Genomic DNA, 18,159 nt, shown 5'->3' with positions numbered 1-18,159 from the left:
GGGACAACCTCCCCGACACCATCCGCGCAGCAGCCGGTCTCCTGACCGACCAACAAGCAACCCAACACACCAAGGCACTCGCACTGCCCACCACACAGACCTGATCACAACACCGGCGACGAGCTCAACACGACCGCACACCAATCACGCACGAGGTCGTTAGCGCGCTCCAGCTCATCGAGGAGCACGACCCCGCCCAGTGCATCCGGTACCCGACACTCCGGGACCTTCGCGACGGACGTGCCGAGCTCCCGAAGTAATAGCCGTCGCTCACCCAGTACTGTGCGCACCGGTTTAGGGACTGCCATAGAACGGGGTGGCGGAGCAGGGTAAACCCGGCTCGACCGTGCATCTGGCGCATGATGCACTTGGTCTTCGTGTTCACGCCTTCGCTGCCGCCGTTGTATTAGGGCAGGGTGAGAGCAGCGCGGACGGCGTCGAAGTCCTTGGTTGAGGCCGCGGGTGAAGGCATGCAGGTGGGGCAGGTCGGCGGCACGGGCGGCGGTGGCGCGGCGGGGCGCTTCGGCGTAGGTGCCGGAGCCGTCCCGGCATACGAGCTGCACTCCGGGATGGGCGCGTAGCCTGGCTTCCAGGGTGTCGGCGGTGGGTGCGGCGAGCTGGGCGTGCAGCCACGGCGTGCTGCTGCACGGGCTGTAGAGGGTTGGGGACCCGGCCGATTAGCCCGTCGGTGCGTGGATGGCGATCAGCCTCACGAACACACCGGGCCAGCCGATTGTCCAGGCAGAAAGGCCGCCCGTTCGTCCGAAGTCAGCTCGCGGTTGACGCGCCGACAGATTTGCCGGATTGCTGCGCTGGGATCGGGGAGGACCGAATCCCACAGCCGTACGGTCTGGTCGGCGCTGCCGGTGGCAAGGGTGCGTCCATCGGGGCTGAACGCCACCGCCCGCATCGCACCCGTGTGGCCGGTGAGGGTGGTGCGGGTCTTGCCGGTGACCACGTCCCACAGCCGTACGGTCTTGTCGGCGCTGCCGGTAGCAAGGGTACGTCCGTCCGGACTGAACGCCACCGCCCACACCTCACCCGTGTGGCCGGTGAAGGAGGCGCGGGTGTTGCCGGTAGCCATCTCCCACAGCCTTGCGGTCTTGTCATCGCTGCCGCTGGCGAGGGTGCGTCCGTCGGGGCTGAACGCCACCGCCCACACCGCATTCGTGTGGCCAGCGAAGGTGACGCGGGGCTTGCCGGTGGCCACTTCCCACAGCCGTACGGTGTTGTCGGCGATGCCGGTGGCGAGGGTGCGCCCATCGGGGCTGAACGCCACAGAGGCCGCCGCGAACCCCGCGCCATGGGTAACGGTGAGGGTGGTGCGGGACTTGCCGGTGGCCACGTCCCACAGCCGTACGGTGTTGAAGCTGCCGGTGGCGAGGGTGCGTCCGTCGGGGCTGAACGCCACAGAGGTCGCCGCGCGCGTGTGGCCAGTGAGGGTGGTGCGGGTCTTGCCGGTGGCCACGTCCCACAGCCGTACGGTCTTGTCGTCGCTACCGGTGGCAAGGGTACGTCCGTCCGGACTGAACGCCACCGCCTCCACCTCACCCGTGTGGCCCGTGAAGGTGGCACGGGTCTTGCCGGTGGCCACGTCCCACAGCCGTACGGTCTTGTCGTCGCTACCGGTGGCAAGGGTACGTCCGTCCGGACTGAACGCCACCGCCCACACCTCACCCGTGTGGCCCGTGAAGGTGGCACGGGTCTTGCCGGTAGCCATCTCCCACAGCCGTACGGTCTTGTCGTCGCTACCGGTGGCAAGGGTACGTCCGTCCGGACTGAACGCCACCGTCTCCACCGCACCTGTGTGGCCCACAAAGGTCGCGCGGGTGTTCCCGGTGGCCACGTCCCACAGCCGCGCGGTTTGGTCGGCGCTGCCGGTGGCAAGGGTACGTCCGTCCGGACTGAACGCCACCGCCCACGCCGAGTCGGTGTGGCCGGTGAGGGTGGTGCGGGTCTTGCCGGTCGCCACGTCCCACAGCCGCGCGGTCTTGTCGGCGCTGCCGGTGGCAAGGGTACGTCCGTCCGGACTGAACCTCGCAACCCAGACCGCATCCTTGTGGCCCACAAAGGTCGCGCGGGTGTTCCCGGTGGCCACGTCCCACAGCCGCGCGGTCTTGTCGGCGCTGCCGGTGGCAAGGGTACGTCCGTCCGGACTGAACGCCACCGAGTACACCCAGTCGGTGTGGCCGGTGAGGATGGTGCGGGTCTTGCCGGTCGCCACGTCCCACAACCGGGCCGTGTGGTCCTTGCTGCCGGTAGCGAGGCTGCGCCCGTCCGGACTGAACGCCACAAAATTCAAGGCACCCCGGTGGCCGGTGAGGATGGTGCGGGTCTTGCCGGTCGCCACGTCCCACAACCGGGCCGTGTGATCAGTGCTGCCGGTAGCGAGGCTGCGCCCGTCCGGACTGAACGCCACCGACCACACCTCGTCCCTGTGGCCGGTGAAGATGGTGCGGGTCTTGCCAGTGGCCACGTCCCACAACCGGGCCGTGTGATCAGTGCTGCCGGTAGCGAGGGTGCGTCCGTCCGGACTGAACGCCACCGAGTACACCTCACGCGTGTGGCCGGCCAGGCGCTGATGCAGTGGGAGAGCCGCGGCGTCCTGCAGACTCGAAACAGCTTCGGGTGTATGGCTCGTGCGGTATGCCTGGATGGCCAGCAGTGACGCTAGATCGGGATTTGTGCCGATGAGACTGTTGGACTCCACAGCCAGCCGCCGGGACAGGGCTGCTTGTCGCTCGGCCTCGGCGGTCCGCCATTGCCACAGCGCGCCCCCGGCGGCGGCGAGTGCAAGGGCCAACACGGTAGCGAGGATCACATTGAGGCGTCTGCTGCGCCGGATGACCGCCTGTTGGCGTTGCTGACTGGCGGCCAGGTAGGCGGCAATGCCCGCTGGCAGATGACGTTGCTGTTGCCACTCGAGGCCCTCTGCGAGTGCTGTCCCTCCAAGCAGGTCTCCAGGGTCAGCCGCTTTGGCCCAGCGGGCATGCCGTGCGCGGGTGTGCTCGAGCCATTCCTGAAAGCGGTGGTCTTGACGGACCCACTCGTGCAGCGTGCCCCAGTCACGGATGAGTGCATCGTGGATCAGCTCGGCCACCGGTTGCCTGTGAAGGGTATCGGCGTCTTCGGAAGCGCCGGGCGTGTGGGTGGTGATGACGCGATGGCGTGTGAGGACAGCGAGGACCTCGTCGAAGGCTACGTCACTCTCTGGCGCGGTGTTGGGGTCGGTTGCCAGATCACGTAGTTCCCCCAAAGGGACCTGCGTGCGGACGGCAGGAATGTGATGGCCAGGATCAGCGGGTCGCACCAAGGAGGTCAGGATCCGCTGCGCGATTGGTCGTTGATCAGGGGCGAGCTGATTGAGGACGGTGTCGGCCCAAGTGGCAAGGCTGCCGGTTGTTCCGCCGATGCGCTGGTAGGCAGCGTGAGTGAGGTATCCCTCGCGGCGCCTCTGCCACAGCTGGCTGAGTGCCAGCTCAACGAGCGGTAGCACGGTGGCAGGAGCCTGACGGGTTGTCGCCCCTTCGGGGGTCGTGGCCAGCGCGTCGCTGATGATGTGTCCCGGCAGTCCAGGCTCGAAGTGGGCCCCCACGTCGTGGGCGGGGAAGGTGATGATGTCGTACAGGTCGCGCTCGCTGAGAACGGCCGGCACGTTGAGGAGTCCCGGCATCGCGGCTTCCAGCAGCTCGGGTGCCTGGGCAGCGAGCTGGGGATAGAAGTCATCGCGCATGATGAGGACCACACTGAGCTGGCCCTGGGAGTTGACCGCCTCGGCAATCTGATCCATGACGATCAGGCGGGCGTCGTGCTGGCCAGCAGTGGGCTGGATGAATTTCTCTTCGAACTGGTCAATGATCAGCAAGACGCGCTGACAAGTGGGTTCTGCCGCGAGTTTTTGGCTGACCGCTACGGAGATCCCGTCGCTGCCGACACCGGGCAGTCCCGCGTGTTCCAGTTCGGCCAGCAGATCCTGCCTCGGCCGCACGACCAAACAAAGCCAGCTATCGCTGCCAGGCAGCGCTCCTGCAGCAAGTGCAGGCAGGACTCCGGCTTGAATCAGCGATGTCTTTCCCGAGCCGGAGGGCCCAAGCAGCAGCGTGAGCCGCCGCTGACGCGCCAGCCTAGAAATCACCTGCCGTACCGCGTCTTCCCTGCCCTTAAACCAGCGAGCATGCTCAGCGGTGAACGGCTCCAGCCCCCGGTAGGGGAAAACCTCCTGCTCAGTCAGTTCGGGCCAGATCTCTCGCAGCACCTGCGTCGGGGTGACGTAGGCAATGCCTTGTCCCCTTTCGTGTTCATCAGGAGAGGTGATTTCGGTGAGCATGCCGATGACCAGACCGGTCACCTCATCGAGGACGGGGCCGCCGCTGAACCCCGTGGTTAGGTCGTTGGCAACAGTCAACTGCAGATGGATGCCCCTGCTCTCGGTACCTCTCAGCAAATCGCCGCACACACCAAACCCAAAGTGCCCACCAGGCGGGGCCTGGGCGGGGAACCCGAACGAGCGCACCTGGTGGCCCCGGCAACCTTCCGCGGAGCCCAACGGCAACCCAGTCATGTCGGCTGACGTGCTGCTCAGGCGCACGATGGCCACGTCTTCGTTTTCAGGAGAATGCCATGGCTCGTCTAGGACTTGCCCCTCCACCTGGGGAGCACCATCCACGTGAGGGAAGATCAGCTGTACTCTCCCGCCGGGACCGGAGCCGGCGGCGTGTACAACGTGCGCGCAGGTGACTAGGAGGCCTTCTGCTACCAGAAAGCCCGCCCCGGCCACCTGATCCTGCTGCCCGAGGACCTGAGCCACGGCATTCGGTAGCCCCCACGCATGTCCACTGTCAGAGCCCGTTCCAAGTACGTCCATCAGATCAGCCCCCGCCCCCCTCCAGGTCGGGATGTATGGACTCATTCCTTTTCCACATCACAGTCACCTGCAGGTGGCAATTGGCCCTGGTCTTGGTGATGACGGCTCCAGCCTCAACCGCGAGGTCAACACCGAACTCGACCGCGACCTCGTGGGGACCGGCCTTGCGCAGTTGTTCGAGTGTGGCGCGCGCCGCTGCAGTGACTGGTTCCAACGCCTCTTGGAGACTCCCCGGCAGGTCATGGATGGTGTCACTGACGCGGCCAGCCTTCACCGGCCCCTCCACTGCAGGCGACGCCTCGACCAGGATGCAGCCCCCACTCTCCAGCAGAATCCGAGCCAGATGTGACAAGGCGCCTCATTCCTTACTGTTCCGGCAGGTCTCTCGGTTGTGGCATGTGATGCAGGTCCAGCCGTTGGCTGCGGAAACAGGACGGGGGAGCCGACAAGTGGCCGAGAGCACGCTGGGCATGCTCGTCTTGATCGTCGTCGAATCCGACCGGGGGCGCATCCCGAGTAGCCTGTTCGAACGAGACCGACGGTCACACCGCCCCGGCGGCATCTGGGACGAGGCTAGAGGGCCTTGGCGCAGGTAGCGGCGGTTTCGGCGCGAGGAGTACGCCTAATGGAATGCGAAGGACGGTACGCGAGCCCAGGCCTACGACGAAGCGACCGCCTTCCCGAACCAGCAGAGTTCTCCCCCGAAGCAGCTTGACGCTTATCCGCGTGGGATGTCTTGTCGCCGCCCAGGTGGTCCGGCCAGGTGCGGGGATGTCCGCCGCCGGACCGGGGAACGCGTGCGAGGACGGGGGATCTGGCTCCCACGGTGACGCACTTCGGCATGCAGCACGGTCCCGCACGTTCCGCGACACCGCTCACGTAGCCGTGCTTCTAGCCGTGAACCACAGGCGAAACCTGCACATCCAGGCACCCCAGGTGTCATCCTGAAGACGAAAGAAGCAGGTAGGAGCCATGGGCTACAGGTCCTGTTGCCCTCCTAAAGCGGGTGTCGCAGGTTCGAATCCTGCCGGGGGCACCAGAAAGTACCAGGTAATGGGACATATCGACCCTCCGTGAGTGCCACGGAGGGTCGTTTTTGTCCCAGATGGGAACCTGATGGGAACGGCACGATGGGTGCCTTTGGATAACTCTACGTCGACGACGCGATTCGGTTTTACGAGCATTTGCCCGATTCAGTGACCAGCTACCGCGGCTGGCGATCTGCTTCCTGGGCGATGCTGAGCACAATGTGGCGGCGGTGGGCGATTCGCGGATCGTCGGCCGCGAGTCGTGCGGGTTACCGAGTACCAGGGTGCCGACGGATCAGGTCTACCCCGGCCTACCGCTGGCACCAGGTCTCCGCAAACCAGCAGGCGGTCGATGTCTCTCACGCCAACGTTCGCGCCGCGGCAGACCAGGCCATGGCCACCCTCAAGGCTTGGCGGCTCCTGCGCAAGCTCCGTTGCAGCCCGAGCCGCATCACCGAGCTCGTCCGGGCGGTCCTCGCTCTCCGCCTCAACATCCTGATGGATACCCAGACTCCGGGCGATGCCAGCGAGGGAGCGGTCCTTCGAGGAGCGCACCAGATCCACCGCGTCCCCTTGAACTCTGCGAGGTAATGCTTCCGCTTCACCACCATGGCCACTCCCCTGGATCGAAAAATCCAGCGTCCAGGTGTCGGAAGTGTCGGGGGTCACTCCACTCGACCCCGCCCCTGCACCTCGGCCCCTGCCCTCGCCCCGTCCGGGGCCCACGCCGGGCACTCACACAAAGAAGGGATTCTTGAATAAGTCCAGATATAATAAGCCCACCTATCCATACAGAGGTGTGCCGTGGACAAACCTGCCGAGATGTTCGACCGCGACTTCGAGTGGGCCGAGCTGACCCGATTCGCCGCCCTACCCGGCCCGCGTGCCACCCTCGGTGTGGTCTCCGGCCGCCGCCGCCAGGGCAAGACCTTCCTCCTGGACGCCGTCACGCGGGCAAGCGGCGGCTTCATGTTCACCGCCACCGAGACCACCGAAACCGATGCCCTGCGCCAGTTCGGCGAAGCCCTCGCCCGCCACCGCGGCCAGCCCACCCCGTTCCGCTTCACTCATTGGGACGAGGCCGTCACCGAGCTCATGCGCATCGCCGACAGGGGCGGCCCCACCATCGCGGTCATCGACGAGTTCCCCTTCCTCGCCAAGGCCTCCCCCGCCCTCCCCTCGATCATCCAGCGCGCCCTCGACCCAGCCGCCCAGCACACCAACACCCCCGTACGGCTCCTGCTGTGCGGCTCCGCCCTGTCCTTCATGGGCGGACTCCTCGCCGGCAACGCCCCGCTGCGCGGCCGCGCCGGCCTGGAACTCGTCGTCCCCACCCTGGACTTCCGCCTCGCCGCCGAGTTCTGGGAGATCACCGACCCGCGCACCGCACTGCTCACCCACGCCATCGTCGGCGGCACCCCCGCCTACCGCCGCGAGTTCACCCAGGGCGACGCCCCCGCCGGGCCCCACGACTTCGACGCCTGGGTCACCCGCGCCGTCCTCAATCCCGCCCGTCCGCTCTTCCGCGAGGCCCGCTACCTGCTCGCAGAGGAACCCGAACTCCACGACACCGCGCTCTACCACTCCGTCCTGGCCGCCATCGCCGCCGGAAACGCCGCACGCGGCGGCATCGCCGACTACCTCGGCCGCAAGTCCACCGACCTCGCCCACCCGCTCAGCGTCCTCCAGGACGTCGGCATGATCACCCACGAGGCCGACGCCTTCCGCCGCAACCGCTCCGCCTACCGCATCGCCGAACCTCTCATCGCCTTCTACCACGCGGTCATGCGCCCCGCCTGGGGCGATCTGGAACGCCCCGGACGCGCCCCCGCCGTCTGGCGCCGCGCCCAGTCCACCTTCCGCAGCAAGGTCGTCGGCCCGCACTTCGAACAGGTCTGCCGCGAATGGTCCCGCTGGCACGCGTCCCCCGCAACCCACGGCGGGCAGGTCACAAGAGTCGCCAGCGGCACCGTCAACGATCCTGCCGCGAAGACCAGCCACGAAGTCGACGTCGCGGTCCATGGCGAGACCGACAGCGGCCGCGAAACACTACTCGCCATCGGCGAAGCCAAATGGAACGACGTCATGGGAAAGGGCCACCTCGAACGTCTCCAGCACATCCGTGCTCTCCTCACCGCGCGCGGCACCGCCACCGACGTCACCCGGCTGCAGTGCTACAGCGGCACCGGCTTCACCGACGAACTGCGCCACCTCGCCGAGAACGACCCCGCCATCCAGCTGATCGATCCAGTTCGCCTCTACCACGGCGACTGACCCGGCCGCAGTCACCGCCCCTGTACCGGGAACATGACTCCACCATTACCGGCGTCCCGGAGAGCCTCAGCTCACGCCCAATCCCAGTCTGCTGACCTGCGAAAACGGCCACTGGTGGCCGATCTGGAGTTCGTTCACCCACTCCTAGGCCAGCGCGAGGCTCGGGGCGGTGCCGACCACCTGGTACGCGAAGTCGTCCAGCACGCGCAGGGAGTCCGGGTCGGCGTCCAGCCGAATCCGACGAATCCGCCCGGCACCCGCGTCTGGGAGCAGTGAGGGCACGCCACCAATCCCTGGCGGGCCTGGTCAGGACGGTTCCCTTCAGGGCGGGTACGACCTTGTGTAATTGGGGTCGGACGCGCATCCGGTGGGCGCTCCGGCAGGAACATCGAACGGCGTCGCTGCTGGTCACTCGGAGGGCCGGGGCCCCGCGGCGCGGCGGAGCCGGTTGGCGATCGCGAGTCCCAGCCCCTCCTCCACCGGCAAGGACGCGACGATGAGGTCGCACCCCCGCTGGTCGAGCTCGCGCAGGAACCCGTACAGCCCGCGCGCGTAGGCGGCCATCGAACCGGGGACCGCCACCACGGCGTGCGCCTTCACCGGAGCGTCGGCGAAGGAGGGGGGAAGAAAGATGCCCACCTGGTGCCCTAGCTCCTGCGCGAGCTGCGCTTCGGCGACGACCTTCTCGGGCTCGACGAGGACGACCCGCGCACGCGGCGCGTAGTGTGACGGATGCTGGCCCGGCACCCGAACGCGGCTCGTCGAGTGGACCGCAAGCGGGCACCCCAGCACCGCTTCGAGGTCCTCGCGCGTCACCCCGCCTGGCCGAAGGACGCTCGGGATCTCGCCCGTGGCGTCGACGATGGTCGACTCGACGCCGACCTCGCAGGGGCCGCCGTCCAGCACGAAGTCGACGGCGTCACCGAGCTCCGCACGGACGTGGTTCGCCGTTGTGGGGCTGACCGAGCCGAAGCGGTTGGCGGACGGGGCCGCGACACCGCCGCCGAAGGCCGCCAGCAGCGCGAGTGCGACGGGGTGGTCGGGCACGCGCACGGCCACCGTCTCCAGGCCACCGGTTGCTTCGAGGGGCACCCGGCGACCGCGCCGCAGGACCAGCGTGAGTGGCCCCGGCCAGAAGCGTTCAGCCAACAGGCGCGCCGCCGCGGGCACGTCCTCGACCCAGTCGCCCAGGTGCTCCGCGCCGCCGATGTGGACGATCAGCGGGTGGGAGGGCGGGCGCCCCTTGACCTGGAAGACGCGCGCGACGGCGGCGGAGTCCTCGGCGTTGGCGCCCAGACCGTAGACGGTTTCGGTCGGGAAGGCCACCAGGCCTCCGGCGCGCAGCACACCGGCCGCCTTCTCGATGTCACTGCTTGCCGTCACCCTCGCAATCCTCCCACTGTTCCGCTCTCCACATTCCGTGGTCTCGTCGGCGCATGACGAGGAACCAAGGCCGACGGCACCGCGTGAGCGAAGGCCGCACGAAAACCGTCACGGCGGCACCAGGGAACACCGCCAGCGCAGCCCGGCTCAGCGTAGAGCCCGCAGGCCCTACCCCGGCTGGCCGGTCACCGCCGGGCGTCGCCTGGTGCGGGCAGACTGGTGACCTCGGCGGTCGCCTCCGGCGGCGGCTTGAAGTAGCGGCGGACGTTCTGGATTGGGACCTGGGCGAGACCCACGGCACGGTGGCCGTCCGGATGCCCGCGCATCCGGTGGCCATCGACCTGCTCAACCAGACCGGGCCGCTGGCCGTCTCCAGCGCCAACCTGACCGGGCAGCCGTCCCCGCAGGACTGCGACGCGCCCCAAGCCATGCTCGGCGAGGCCGTGACTATCTACCTCGACGCCGGCCCCACCCCGGCGGCCGTGCCGTCGTCGATCGTGGACGTCACCGGCATTGTCCCCGTCCTGCTGCGCGCGGGCGCGATCAGCGCCGGCCAGCTCCGCAAGGCCGTCCCCGACCGCCTCCAGGAACGCTGAACACCGGGCGGCCCGCTGGCAGCGGGTTTCACCGTGCGGAGGCAGCAGCCCTGGTCAGGCCGTGGGAGGCGACCAGCTGCGCACTGCCGTCGGCCAGTCGGTAGGACAGACCCGCCACGGCGAGGCGGCCGGCGGCCACCCGCTCGGCCAGGACGCGGGAGCGGTCCAGCAGCAGGTCGACGGTGTGCCGGATGTGCTCATGGAGGATCTCCTCGGCCTGGTCGCGTCCGGCGGCGCGGGCCGCCAGCACGCTCGGGGTCACCCGCTCGACGACGTCACGGACAAAGCCGACGGGCGCCCTGCCGCCGTCAGCGACGTCGCGGGCAGCCGCGATGGCCCCGCACGAGTCATGGCCCAGAACCACGACCAGCGGGCAGTCCAGCACGCTCACCCCATACTCGATGCTGCCCAGCACCTCCGAACCGACCACATGCCCCGCCGTGCGGACCACGAACAGATCACCCAGTCCCCGGTCGAAGATGATCTCGGCGGCCAGCCGGGAATCGGAGCACCCGAACAGCACCGCGAAGGGACTCTGAGCCGGTGCGGTCTCGGTGCGGCGTGCGGCGTCCTGGTTGGGGTGCTCCGGCGAGCCGGTGACGAACCGCTGGTTGCCGTCCAGCAGCATCTCGAAGGCATCATCGGGAGTCGGCGTCGGTATCTCAGTCATGGCCGCAGGCTACGGCCGGCCCAGTGGAAACGCGCGGCCAGGGCCACGGACGGCGGCCGTCCGCACCTCCGCTGGCGGCACACCTAAACGCCGGGCGATGTCGCCCTCGACCTGCCTCCTCAGCGCGCTGCGGAACTGCTCGGCCCACAACGGCACGCCTGCGCCGCCTGGCCATGCGCCAGCCTATTCGCACCACTTTCGGCGATATGCCCGGCCGGAGGCTCGGTCGAGCCTCCGGCCGGGCGGCAGATCCCTACGGCGAGGTCCTTACGGCGCCGTGGCCTTCACCGGTTGTGCGGTCGTGACCTTCACCGGTTCGGTGTCCGGTGCGCTGTGCCGCTCGGCCCAGTTCTCCAGGGCCAAGCGGCAGGCGTGGTCGAGGTGGTGCAGCCCGGACAAGTCCACCTCGATCGGCCGGTCCTGGGGAAGGGCCTCCAGGCTGTCGAGTATCTTCGGCAGCCGCAGGAACGTCGCGTTGCCCGACAGGTACACCTGGATCGGCCCGGCGCCCTTGTCTATGACCTCCGTCTTCAGGTGCGATGCCTCCCAGGCGGTCTTGATCACCGCCAGGGCCAGACCGATGAGCACGCCCTCGAACATGTTCACCGCGACGATCGACACGGCCGTGACCACGAGGATCAGCGCCTCACCCTTGTGGCCCCGCCACAGCCCGGCGATCTGGCGGAACGGGATCAGCTTCCAGCCCGCGTGCACCAGGATGCCGGCCAGGGCGGGCAGCGGGATCAGCGCCAGCGCGGAGGGCAGCGCGGCGGCGAACAGCAGGATCCACACGCCGTGCAGCACACGCGACGCCTTGGTCTTCGCGCCCGCCTGGACGTTCGCGGAGCTGCGCACGATCACCGCGGTCATCGGCAGCGCGCCGAGCAGACCGCATACCGTGTTGCCCGCACCCTGAGCGATCATCTCCTTGTTGTACTGGGTGCGTGGGCCGTCGTGCAGCCGGTCCACGGCCGCCGCGCTGAACAGCGACTCGGCGGAGGCGATCAGCGCGAACGCGATGATGGTGCCCCAGATGGCCGGGTTGGCCAGTTCACCGAAGGCGTCGGACCCGGGCGGCTGGATGACGCCGAGCAGACCCTCCACCTCGACCGTGGCGACCGGCAGGCTGAAGGCGAGCGAGGCGAGAGTGGCCAGCATCACCGCCGCAAGGGCGCCGGGCACGGCCTGCACCTTCTTCGGCATCTTCTTCCACAGCACGATGACGGCGACGGTGCCCGCGCCGATCGCGAGCGAGGTCAGGGCCTCGGTGCTGCCGAGCGCGTCGGCGAACGCCCCGGGCAGGCCCACGATCTTGCCGATGCCGGTCTCCGGGGCCTTCAGGCCCGACGCTGCGTAGAGCTGGCCGGCGATGATCACCAGACCGATGCCGCAGAGCATGCCCTCCACGACGGCGACGGATATCGCCCGGAACCAGCGGCCCACCCTGAGGAAGCCCATTGCGAGCTGGAGCAGCCCGGCCATCAGCACGATCACGCCGAGCGCGGCCACTCCGAACTCGCTGACCGCCTCGAAGACCAGCACAGTCAGGCCTGCCGCCGGCCCCGACACCTGAAGACTGCTGCCGGGCAGAAAGCCGGTGACCAGCCCGCCCACAATGCCGGTGACCAGGCCCAGCTCCGCGGGGACACCGGAGGCGACCGCCACGCCGACGCACAACGGCACAGCGACCAGGAAGACGACGATGGAGGCGGCGAAATCCTGCCGCAGGTAAGGGAACCTCGACATCACAGGCATGGTGTCCCTCACAGCGCCTCGAACGTGTCGGTCTCCGCGCGGCGTTCGCGCACGGCTCCGGTGTGCACCTCGTAGTACCAGCCGTGCACCCGGAGTTGGTCCGCCTGCAGGCGCTTCTCGATGCAAGGGTAGGAGCGCAGCCGCAGCAGCTGCGTCAGGACGTGGTGCTGCACAGCCTCGGCGACCGTCGGGTCGGCGGGGTCGGAGCACTTGGGCTCGTCCGCGGCGTGCGCGAGCCAGTCACGCACGGCGGGTACGGCGTTCAGGTCGTCGCCGCGCACCACAGCGCCCACGGCGCCGCAGTGCGAGTGGCCACAGACCACGATGTGCTGGACGCCGAGGACCTCCACGGCGTACTCGATGGTGGCCGCCTCACTAGTGGGGTGCTCGGAGGCGTACGGCGGGACGATGTTGCCCGCGGTGCGCAGCTCGAAGAGCTCGCCGGGGCGGGCGCCGGTGATCAGGGCCGGAACGACCCGGGAGTCGGCACAGGTGATGAACAGGACCTCTGGCGACTGGCCTTGGGCGAGGCGGGCGAACTCCTCAGGGCGCTGTCCGAACGTGCGGGCGTTGTCGATGAGGGGTTGCATGATGTGGTGATTCCTCCTGGCGCGCCGTGGGGGCGCGTCGGCTTACAGGACAGGTGGGGGGACTGCTCTGCTGCTCAGCAGCGGAACACCTGAAGTGCCGCCGGTGAGTGGGCTGCCGAGGCTCTCGACGTGCGGTGGTGCGCGGTGCGGGATGTGCCCGGCTCGCCCGCTTTCGAGGCCCCCTGCCTCAGGTGTGGACGGTCGGGTGCCTCGGGTGCACAGTCGGCGGCAGTGCGGTACCGGTCGCGGGTGCGCAGGGGACCGGTCGGGTCCCCGTGGCGGCCGGCGTCCCGGCAGGTGACGATCTCGTCGCGCAGCTCCTTCCCGGAGGGCTTGATTCCGGGCTGGCCCTTGGCTACGGCATGACGGGCCGTGTGCGCGGATGCGAAGGATGCGGTGGGCGCGAAGACCTGAAGGCCGAGCAGGATGGCGGCGAGGATCGACACCACGGTCCGGGCCGTCGTACCTCGGAACATGAGCCTCCCTCCAGGTAGTTCACGTCTCTAGAGCATGCCAACGCTTAGTCAATGATCAGCCAAGAAACACAATAACCTTGCAAAATCATTTGCAGGGTTAACTTAAGGTTTCGACCTGAAGGGAGCCTGAAGGCGTGTCGTGGGTGGCGTGAACTGGCCCTTGATGTGCTGAAGTTGGCCGCCCGGGGCCCGGACACGAGCTCGACGAGCCGCTGGGCGTCCAGGTCGGGGCCGTCAGCTCGGAGATTGCCCGGATGCCCTTCCTGCGGTAGCCGCCCTTCAATGTCTCCTCGCTGAACAGCGAGCCGAAGAGCAGCCCGGAGGCCAGGACCGGCACCTCAACGGCGTACAGCCGGTCTGCGAGGACGACAAGCCGCGCTGCTGACGGGTATCGGCGACAGGCGCATGAAGTACGTCCCCCGCTCCGAGTTCCTCGACTTCGCCCGCGTACAACTGAACAAGAAGCGCCGCTCCGGCCGCTCGACGACACCCCGCCGCCCCGCGGCACTCCCCCGAGCTGAGGAGGTCGCTCACTCCCAACGCCAGATAGCCCGGCTCACGGAACTCGAGGCGCGACAAGCAGCGGCCTTGGCCAACACCCGGCAGGCACTGAAGAAGCACCGCGAACGACTCAAGCGGGCGCGTCAGGGGCTCGCCGCCGAGATCGCTGCAGTCCACCGACTCGAACACACGGAAGGAACGTCACTAGCCGTCAGCCGATCAGCAGCTCGTCGAGGCGCTGGATGGACCTCGGGGTGCCCATCTCGTCGGCCATTGCCACCAATCGCGCGTGATAATGCCGCGGGATAGGTAGGGCGTCCTCATAGATCCACGAGCACATGGTGTCGAACGCCAACGCCTCTTCACCGTGCGAGAGCAGATGGCGCACATCCGTGATGACAGCCTCCGAGGTGAGCGGCGAGTCCTCCAGGAGCACCGCTACCCGTGCTCGATACGACAGGCTCACGAGCTGTCCCCATGCCAGTGCTGAACGGACCGATGACGCCCACATCCTCGCCGCTCGATGGAGGGATGGCGACTCATCTGATCAGTTACGGGACACCCCTTAGCTGGGCAAAGAGGGAACGCAGTGGCCCGCGGCGTCCTCGTCTGCGCAGTTCGATCTTGCATCTTCCATGTAGCACCACTGCTTCTGCTGACCGGACGGCCAGAGATTAAAATCGCCTCTCATGTCGAAGCCTGACGAACTGCTCGTTGACGTCGCCACCCTGGTGGAGTCCGGGCACAGCAATCAGATGTCTCTGACCGTGGTCGCCGGTGGTGCTGTTATCACGGGTCGGCTGGCTCCCGAAGCCGTCTGGAGGCAGCGGGTGTCGGAGGTTCTGGCCGACTCGGCCCGCCTGAGCGATTTCTCCGCCGTTTTCACCGCTACTGCGGACAAGGAGGGGCCGCCCACACATCTGCATTTCCATGTGGCGCGGATTCTGCAGGGCACGGTGGGGATCCCGGAGACGGGCGGGATGTACCGCGTGGCGATCGAGGACGTCAGTGCCTGGACCATGGGCGACTTCAGCTACTCCGACCACTGACCCCCGCCGCGTGGAGAAGCCGCCCGTATGCGTTGAGGGCCCGACCGGGGCATGCCGGTCGGGCCCTCAACGCTGTTTTGGTGGCGGCTCGCGCCTGCCCGTCGGTCAGACGACCGCGGGGGCGCCGAGCATCGCGGAAGCCTGTTGGAACGGGGTGAGGACGCGCGTGGGCACGGCGGCCTTGGGAAGGCCGCGGCAGGTGAAGCCGAGCTGGGTCATGGCCCGGAGGACTTCACCGACGCTGAAATCGCGGCGGTCCTGGCGTGTGACGACCTGGCCGACCTGCTTGACGGGGTAGGTGCGGCGGCCGATGATCACGGACTCGCCGAAGACCTGCTCGGGCCTGATGCCCTTCATCGATTCCAGGACGCCGCTCTTGGTGAGGTCGAACGGGAAGCGGGCGATGACACAGCGCATGATGCCTCACAAGAAGAAGAACGAAGGGGGATGGTTCTGCCGCGGTGAGGCGGTTCAGCCGGCAAGGGCGAGGACGCCCAGAGCACTGCCTTGTTCGTCGACGACAGGCAGAGCATCGAGCCGGCGGCAGCGCATCGCATGCTCGGCCTCGGCCATCGAGGTCACGGGCGAGGTGAACGGCCGGCGGTCGCCGAGGATGTCGCGCAGCTGGACCCGGTCTGTGTACGCGGAGCTGTCGCGGACTGCGGCGAGCTGGGCCTGGGTGACCAGTCCGGTGCACAGGCCGTCGTTGTCGCAGACGAGCAGGTGCCCGGTGCCGGCGCTTGCCATGACGGACAGGGCGACCTCGATGGTCATGTCGTCGCAGACCTGCGGTCCGCCTGTGTCCATGGCGTCGGCCGCCGTCCTGTGTACGGGGGTGGCATTCGCCGAGCGGGGCTGCACCTGAACCAGCGTCAAAACGTGCCTCCTGCAGAGATAGGCCAGTTTCCTGATCACGAAGGTTCTAGGCCGCCGCATCGAAGGAGGACTGCCGCACGGTCACGCGCCGGGCAGCCGAAGCGGGGCTGCGTCGGCCGCGTGAGGCCGCGCTGCGCTTACGCCGCTCGGCCACCGGCGCGGTGATCGTCACGGGGATGCCGGATGGGGTCTGGGCGCCGGTGATCTGGCTGAGTGCCTCTGCGCCGGAGCGGACCTGGGTGGTCTGGGGCACGATGCCGGCGGCCGTCATGAGGCGGGTCATGTCGCGGCGCTGGTTGGGGGTGACCAGGGTGACGACGCTGCCGGACTCGCCGGCCCGCGCGGTGCGGCCGCCGCGGTGGAGGTAGTCCTTGTGGTCGGTCGGCGGGTCGACGTTGACGACGAGGTCGAGGTTGTCGACGTGGATGCCGCGGGCGGCGACGTTGGTGGCGACGAGGACGGTGACGTGGCCGGTCTTGAACTGGGCCAGGGTCCGGGTGCGCTGCGGCTGCGACTTCCCGCCGTGCAGGGCGGCGGCCCGGACACCGCTGTTCAGCAGGTCCTGCGTCAGCCGGTCGACGGCGTGCTTGGTGTCCAGGAACATGATCACCCGGCCCTCGCGCGCCGCGATCTCTGTCGTCGTCCGGTGTTTGTCGGTGCCGTGGACGTGCAGCACGTGATGCTCCATCGTGGTGACCGCACCCGCAGACGGGTCGACGGAGTGGACGACCGGATCGGTGAGGTAGCGGCGGACCAGGAGGTCGACGTTGCGGTCGAGGGTGGCGGAGAACAGCATCCGCTGGCCCTCGGGGCGTACCTGGTCCAGGAGCGAGGTGACCTGGGGCATGAAGCCCATGTCGGCCATCTGGTCGGCCTCGTCCAGGACGGTGATCGCAACCTGGTTCAGTCGGCAGTCACCGCGGTCGATGAGGTCCTTGAGGCGGCCCGGCGTCGCGACGACGACCTCGGCGCCACCGCGCAGCGCGCCGGCCTGCCGACCGATCGACATTCCGCCGACGACGGTGGCCAGGCGCAGCTTCAGCGACCGGGCGTAGGGGGTGAGTGCGTCGGTCACCTGCTGGGCCAGCTCACGCGTCGGCACGAGGATCAGGGCCAGCGGCTGGCGGGGCTCGGCGCGCTGTCCGGCGGTGCGGGCCAGCAGCGCCAGGCCGAAGGCGAGGGTCTTGCCCGAGCCGGTGCGCCCGCGTCCCAGGGCGTCGCGGCCCGCGAGGGTGTTGGGCAGGGACGCGCCCTGGATCGGGAACGGGACGCTCACGCCTTGCGCGGTGAGCGCGGCCAGCAGCTGCTCGGGCATGTCGAGGTCGGCGAACGCCTCGACCGCGGGCAGCGCGGGAGTGATCGTCTTCGGCAGGGCGAACTCGCCCTGGACCGCTGCGGGCCGCCGGCCGTGGCCGCCCGAGCGGCTCGGACCCCCTGAACGGCTCTGGGCGGGCGAGCCGAAGCGGCCGCCCCGAACCGAACCGGCGCCGGAGCCGAAAGCGGGGCCGTCGGTGCGGCGGGGGCGGGAGGAGCGGCCGTTCGTACGTGTGGGGTTCATTGAGAACCTTCCTTGATACGGCACGTATCAAGGAATTCCCGCAGCGGAAGAGCAGCGCGGGGAATCACAAGAACGGGCCGAATAGAATGCGAAAGCGAATCTGGCTTGCAGTGAATCCGGTGCGGGGTGCTGGCGATGAAATGGGTGACGTCATGTGGACGTGAAATCCCGGACGTCGACGGATGCAGCTCCGAAGAGGCGCGCATCCCTGGGAAAGGGGCTGCGGGCGGTGTTGTCCCACAGGTGACACCACTGCGGGAAATGCCCGCAGCTGGGGCCCGCACCCCGAGGGATGCGGGCCCCAGCTACAAAGTGCGCGTCAGCGTCAGGCGAGAACGATGTTCTCGGCCGTCGGGCCCTTCTGGCCCGGCGCGATGTCGAAGGTGACCTTCTGGCCTTCGAGCAGCTCACGGAAGCCCTGGGCGGCGATGTTCGAGAAGTGGGCGAACACGTCAGCGCCTCCACCGTCCTGCTCGATGAAGCCGAAACCCTTGGCTGCGTTGAACCACTTCACGGTACCTGACGCCATGTCATATCTC

16 protein-coding genes and 4 pseudogenes are annotated in these 18,159 nt (G+C 68.3%); 4 read left to right on the top strand and 16 right to left on the bottom strand.

The window, feature by feature from the left end; all coding sequences use genetic code 11:
- Nucleotides 1–307: 307 nt before the first annotated feature.
- The 3 genes and pseudogenes from ACZ3H8_RS27045 to ACZ3H8_RS27035 form a co-directional block, all read right to left on the bottom strand.
- Nucleotides 308–506: pseudogene (locus tag ACZ3H8_RS27045) on the bottom strand (ISL3 family transposase); the annotation flags it as partial.
- A 203-nt stretch (nt 507–709) separates the two neighbouring features.
- On the bottom strand, nt 710–4,864 hold the full coding sequence (locus tag ACZ3H8_RS27040) for an nSTAND1 domain-containing NTPase (protein WP_467406107.1): 4,155 nt from the start codon (nt 4,862–4,864) through the stop codon (nt 710–712).
- Between the two features lie 4 nt (nt 4,865–4,868).
- Nucleotides 4,869–5,216 carry a CU044_2847 family protein gene (locus tag ACZ3H8_RS27035; RefSeq protein WP_467406104.1) on the bottom strand — a complete coding sequence of 116 codons (348 nt, stop codon included), beginning with the start codon at nt 5,214–5,216 and terminating at the stop codon, nt 4,869–4,871.
- Nucleotides 5,217–6,207: 991 nt separating this feature from the next.
- On the opposite strand from ACZ3H8_RS27035, the pseudogene ACZ3H8_RS27030 reads away from it, so the two are divergent.
- Nucleotides 6,208–6,381 (top strand): annotated as a pseudogene (locus tag ACZ3H8_RS27030) (IS5/IS1182 family transposase); the annotation flags it as partial.
- Between the two features lie 333 nt (nt 6,382–6,714).
- Complete coding sequence (locus ACZ3H8_RS27025) at nt 6,715–8,166, top strand: AAA family ATPase (RefSeq protein ID WP_467406155.1); 1,452 nt, start codon at nt 6,715–6,717, stop codon at nt 8,164–8,166.
- Between the two features lie 144 nt (nt 8,167–8,310).
- Here ACZ3H8_RS27025 and ACZ3H8_RS27020 read toward each other — a convergent pair whose 3' ends face one another.
- The 3 genes from ACZ3H8_RS27020 to ACZ3H8_RS27010 form a co-directional block, all read right to left on the bottom strand.
- Nucleotides 8,311–8,448 (bottom strand): hypothetical protein, encoded by a 138-nt coding sequence (locus ACZ3H8_RS27020; protein ID WP_467406101.1) that lies wholly within the window; start codon nt 8,446–8,448, stop codon nt 8,311–8,313.
- A 126-nt stretch (nt 8,449–8,574) separates the two neighbouring features.
- Entirely contained in the window at nt 8,575–9,549 is a 975-nt protein-coding gene (locus ACZ3H8_RS27015) for an L-threonylcarbamoyladenylate synthase (protein WP_467406100.1), read from the bottom strand.
- 185 nt (nt 9,550–9,734) lie between these two features.
- Nucleotides 9,735–9,875 (bottom strand): hypothetical protein, encoded by a 141-nt coding sequence (locus tag ACZ3H8_RS27010; RefSeq protein ID WP_467406162.1) that lies wholly within the window; start codon nt 9,873–9,875, stop codon nt 9,735–9,737.
- On the opposite strand from ACZ3H8_RS27010, the pseudogene ACZ3H8_RS27005 reads away from it, so the two are divergent.
- A pseudogene (locus tag ACZ3H8_RS27005) lies at nt 9,819–10,145 on the top strand (L-threonylcarbamoyladenylate synthase); the annotation flags it as partial. The gene ACZ3H8_RS27010 and the pseudogene ACZ3H8_RS27005 sit on opposite strands and share 57 nt — an antisense overlap.
- Before the next feature lie 28 nt (nt 10,146–10,173).
- Here the strand turns inward: ACZ3H8_RS27005 and ACZ3H8_RS27000 are convergent.
- The 6 genes and pseudogenes from ACZ3H8_RS27000 to ACZ3H8_RS26975 all read right to left on the bottom strand — a co-directional run bounded on the left by ACZ3H8_RS27000 (nt 10,174) and on the right by ACZ3H8_RS26975 (nt 14,603).
- Complete coding sequence (locus ACZ3H8_RS27000; RefSeq protein WP_467406098.1) at nt 10,174–10,815, bottom strand: carbonic anhydrase; 642 nt, start codon at nt 10,813–10,815, stop codon at nt 10,174–10,176.
- 267 nt (nt 10,816–11,082) lie between these two features.
- Nucleotides 11,083–12,561 (bottom strand): SulP family inorganic anion transporter, encoded by a 1,479-nt coding sequence (locus ACZ3H8_RS26995; RefSeq protein ID WP_467406096.1) that lies wholly within the window; start codon nt 12,559–12,561, stop codon nt 11,083–11,085.
- Between the two features lie 17 nt (nt 12,562–12,578).
- Nucleotides 12,579–13,160, bottom strand: a complete 582-nt coding sequence (locus ACZ3H8_RS26990) for a carbonic anhydrase (protein WP_467406094.1) — start codon at nt 13,158–13,160, stop codon at nt 12,579–12,581.
- Nucleotides 13,161–13,234: 74 nt separating this feature from the next.
- A complete protein-coding gene (locus ACZ3H8_RS26985) occupies nt 13,235–13,636 on the bottom strand; it encodes a hypothetical protein (RefSeq protein ID WP_467406092.1) in 402 nt (133 codons plus the stop codon).
- Nucleotides 13,637–13,865: 229 nt separating this feature from the next.
- Nucleotides 13,866–14,021, bottom strand: a pseudogene (locus tag ACZ3H8_RS26980) (cell division protein ZapE); the annotation flags it as partial.
- Between the two features lie 327 nt (nt 14,022–14,348).
- Nucleotides 14,349–14,603 carry a MafI family immunity protein gene (locus tag ACZ3H8_RS26975; RefSeq protein ID WP_467406089.1) on the bottom strand — a complete coding sequence of 85 codons (255 nt, stop codon included), beginning with the start codon at nt 14,601–14,603 and terminating at the stop codon, nt 14,349–14,351.
- 223 nt (nt 14,604–14,826) lie between these two features.
- On the opposite strand from ACZ3H8_RS26975, the gene ACZ3H8_RS26970 reads away from it, so the two are divergent.
- A complete protein-coding gene (locus tag ACZ3H8_RS26970) occupies nt 14,827–15,186 on the top strand; it encodes a hypothetical protein (RefSeq protein ID WP_467406088.1) in 360 nt (119 codons plus the stop codon).
- Between the two features lie 105 nt (nt 15,187–15,291).
- Here the strand turns inward: ACZ3H8_RS26970 and ACZ3H8_RS26965 are convergent, their stop codons facing one another.
- The 4 genes from ACZ3H8_RS26965 to ACZ3H8_RS26950 all read right to left on the bottom strand — a co-directional run bounded on the left by ACZ3H8_RS26965 (nt 15,292) and on the right by ACZ3H8_RS26950 (nt 18,149).
- Nucleotides 15,292–15,603, bottom strand: a complete 312-nt coding sequence (locus tag ACZ3H8_RS26965) for an SCO5918 family protein (RefSeq protein WP_467406085.1) — start codon at nt 15,601–15,603, stop codon at nt 15,292–15,294.
- Nucleotides 15,604–15,657: 54 nt separating this feature from the next.
- Nucleotides 15,658–16,062 (bottom strand): CBS domain-containing protein, encoded by a 405-nt coding sequence (locus ACZ3H8_RS26960; RefSeq protein ID WP_467406083.1) that lies wholly within the window; start codon nt 16,060–16,062, stop codon nt 15,658–15,660.
- 46 nt (nt 16,063–16,108) lie between these two features.
- Nucleotides 16,109–17,620 carry a DEAD/DEAH box helicase gene (locus ACZ3H8_RS26955; protein ID WP_467406080.1) on the bottom strand — a complete coding sequence of 504 codons (1,512 nt, stop codon included), beginning with the start codon at nt 17,618–17,620 and terminating at the stop codon, nt 16,109–16,111.
- Nucleotides 17,621–17,945: 325 nt separating this feature from the next.
- Entirely contained in the window at nt 17,946–18,149 is a 204-nt protein-coding gene (locus ACZ3H8_RS26950) for a cold-shock protein (protein ID WP_467406078.1), read from the bottom strand.
- Between the last annotated feature and the right edge of the window lie 10 nt (nt 18,150–18,159).

The sequence above is a fragment of the Streptomyces sp. NPDC002868 genome (genome assembly GCF_055563295.1).
Note: the sequence above shows the minus strand (reverse complement) of the source record. Positions and strands in the feature narration are given on the sequence as shown.

Excerpts from the sequence above, each read along its gene's own strand:
- ACZ3H8_RS27040 (WP_467406107.1), bottom strand. The coding sequence starts at position 4,864 with ATGGACGTACTTGGAACGGGCTCTGACAGTGGACATGCGTGGGGGCTA.
- ACZ3H8_RS27025 (WP_467406155.1), top strand. The coding sequence starts at position 6,715 with ATGTTCGACCGCGACTTCGAGTGGGCCGAGCTGACCCGATTCGCCGCC.
- ACZ3H8_RS27010 (WP_467406162.1), bottom strand. The coding sequence starts at position 9,875 with ATGCGCGGGCATCCGGACGGCCACCGTGCCGTGGGTCTCGCCCAGGTC.
- ACZ3H8_RS27000 (WP_467406098.1), bottom strand. The coding sequence starts at position 10,815 with ATGACTGAGATACCGACGCCGACTCCCGATGATGCCTTCGAGATGCTG.
- ACZ3H8_RS26995 (WP_467406096.1), bottom strand. The coding sequence starts at position 12,561 with ATGTCGAGGTTCCCTTACCTGCGGCAGGATTTCGCCGCCTCCATCGTC.
- ACZ3H8_RS26990 (WP_467406094.1), bottom strand. The coding sequence starts at position 13,160 with ATGCAACCCCTCATCGACAACGCCCGCACGTTCGGACAGCGCCCTGAG.
- ACZ3H8_RS26985 (WP_467406092.1), bottom strand. The coding sequence starts at position 13,636 with ATGTTCCGAGGTACGACGGCCCGGACCGTGGTGTCGATCCTCGCCGCC.
- ACZ3H8_RS26970 (WP_467406088.1), top strand. The coding sequence starts at position 14,827 with ATGTCGAAGCCTGACGAACTGCTCGTTGACGTCGCCACCCTGGTGGAG.
- ACZ3H8_RS26965 (WP_467406085.1), bottom strand. The coding sequence starts at position 15,603 with ATGCGCTGTGTCATCGCCCGCTTCCCGTTCGACCTCACCAAGAGCGGC.
- ACZ3H8_RS26955 (WP_467406080.1), bottom strand. The coding sequence starts at position 17,620 with ATGAACCCCACACGTACGAACGGCCGCTCCTCCCGCCCCCGCCGCACC.
- ACZ3H8_RS26950 (WP_467406078.1), bottom strand. The coding sequence starts at position 18,149 with ATGGCGTCAGGTACCGTGAAGTGGTTCAACGCAGCCAAGGGTTTCGGC.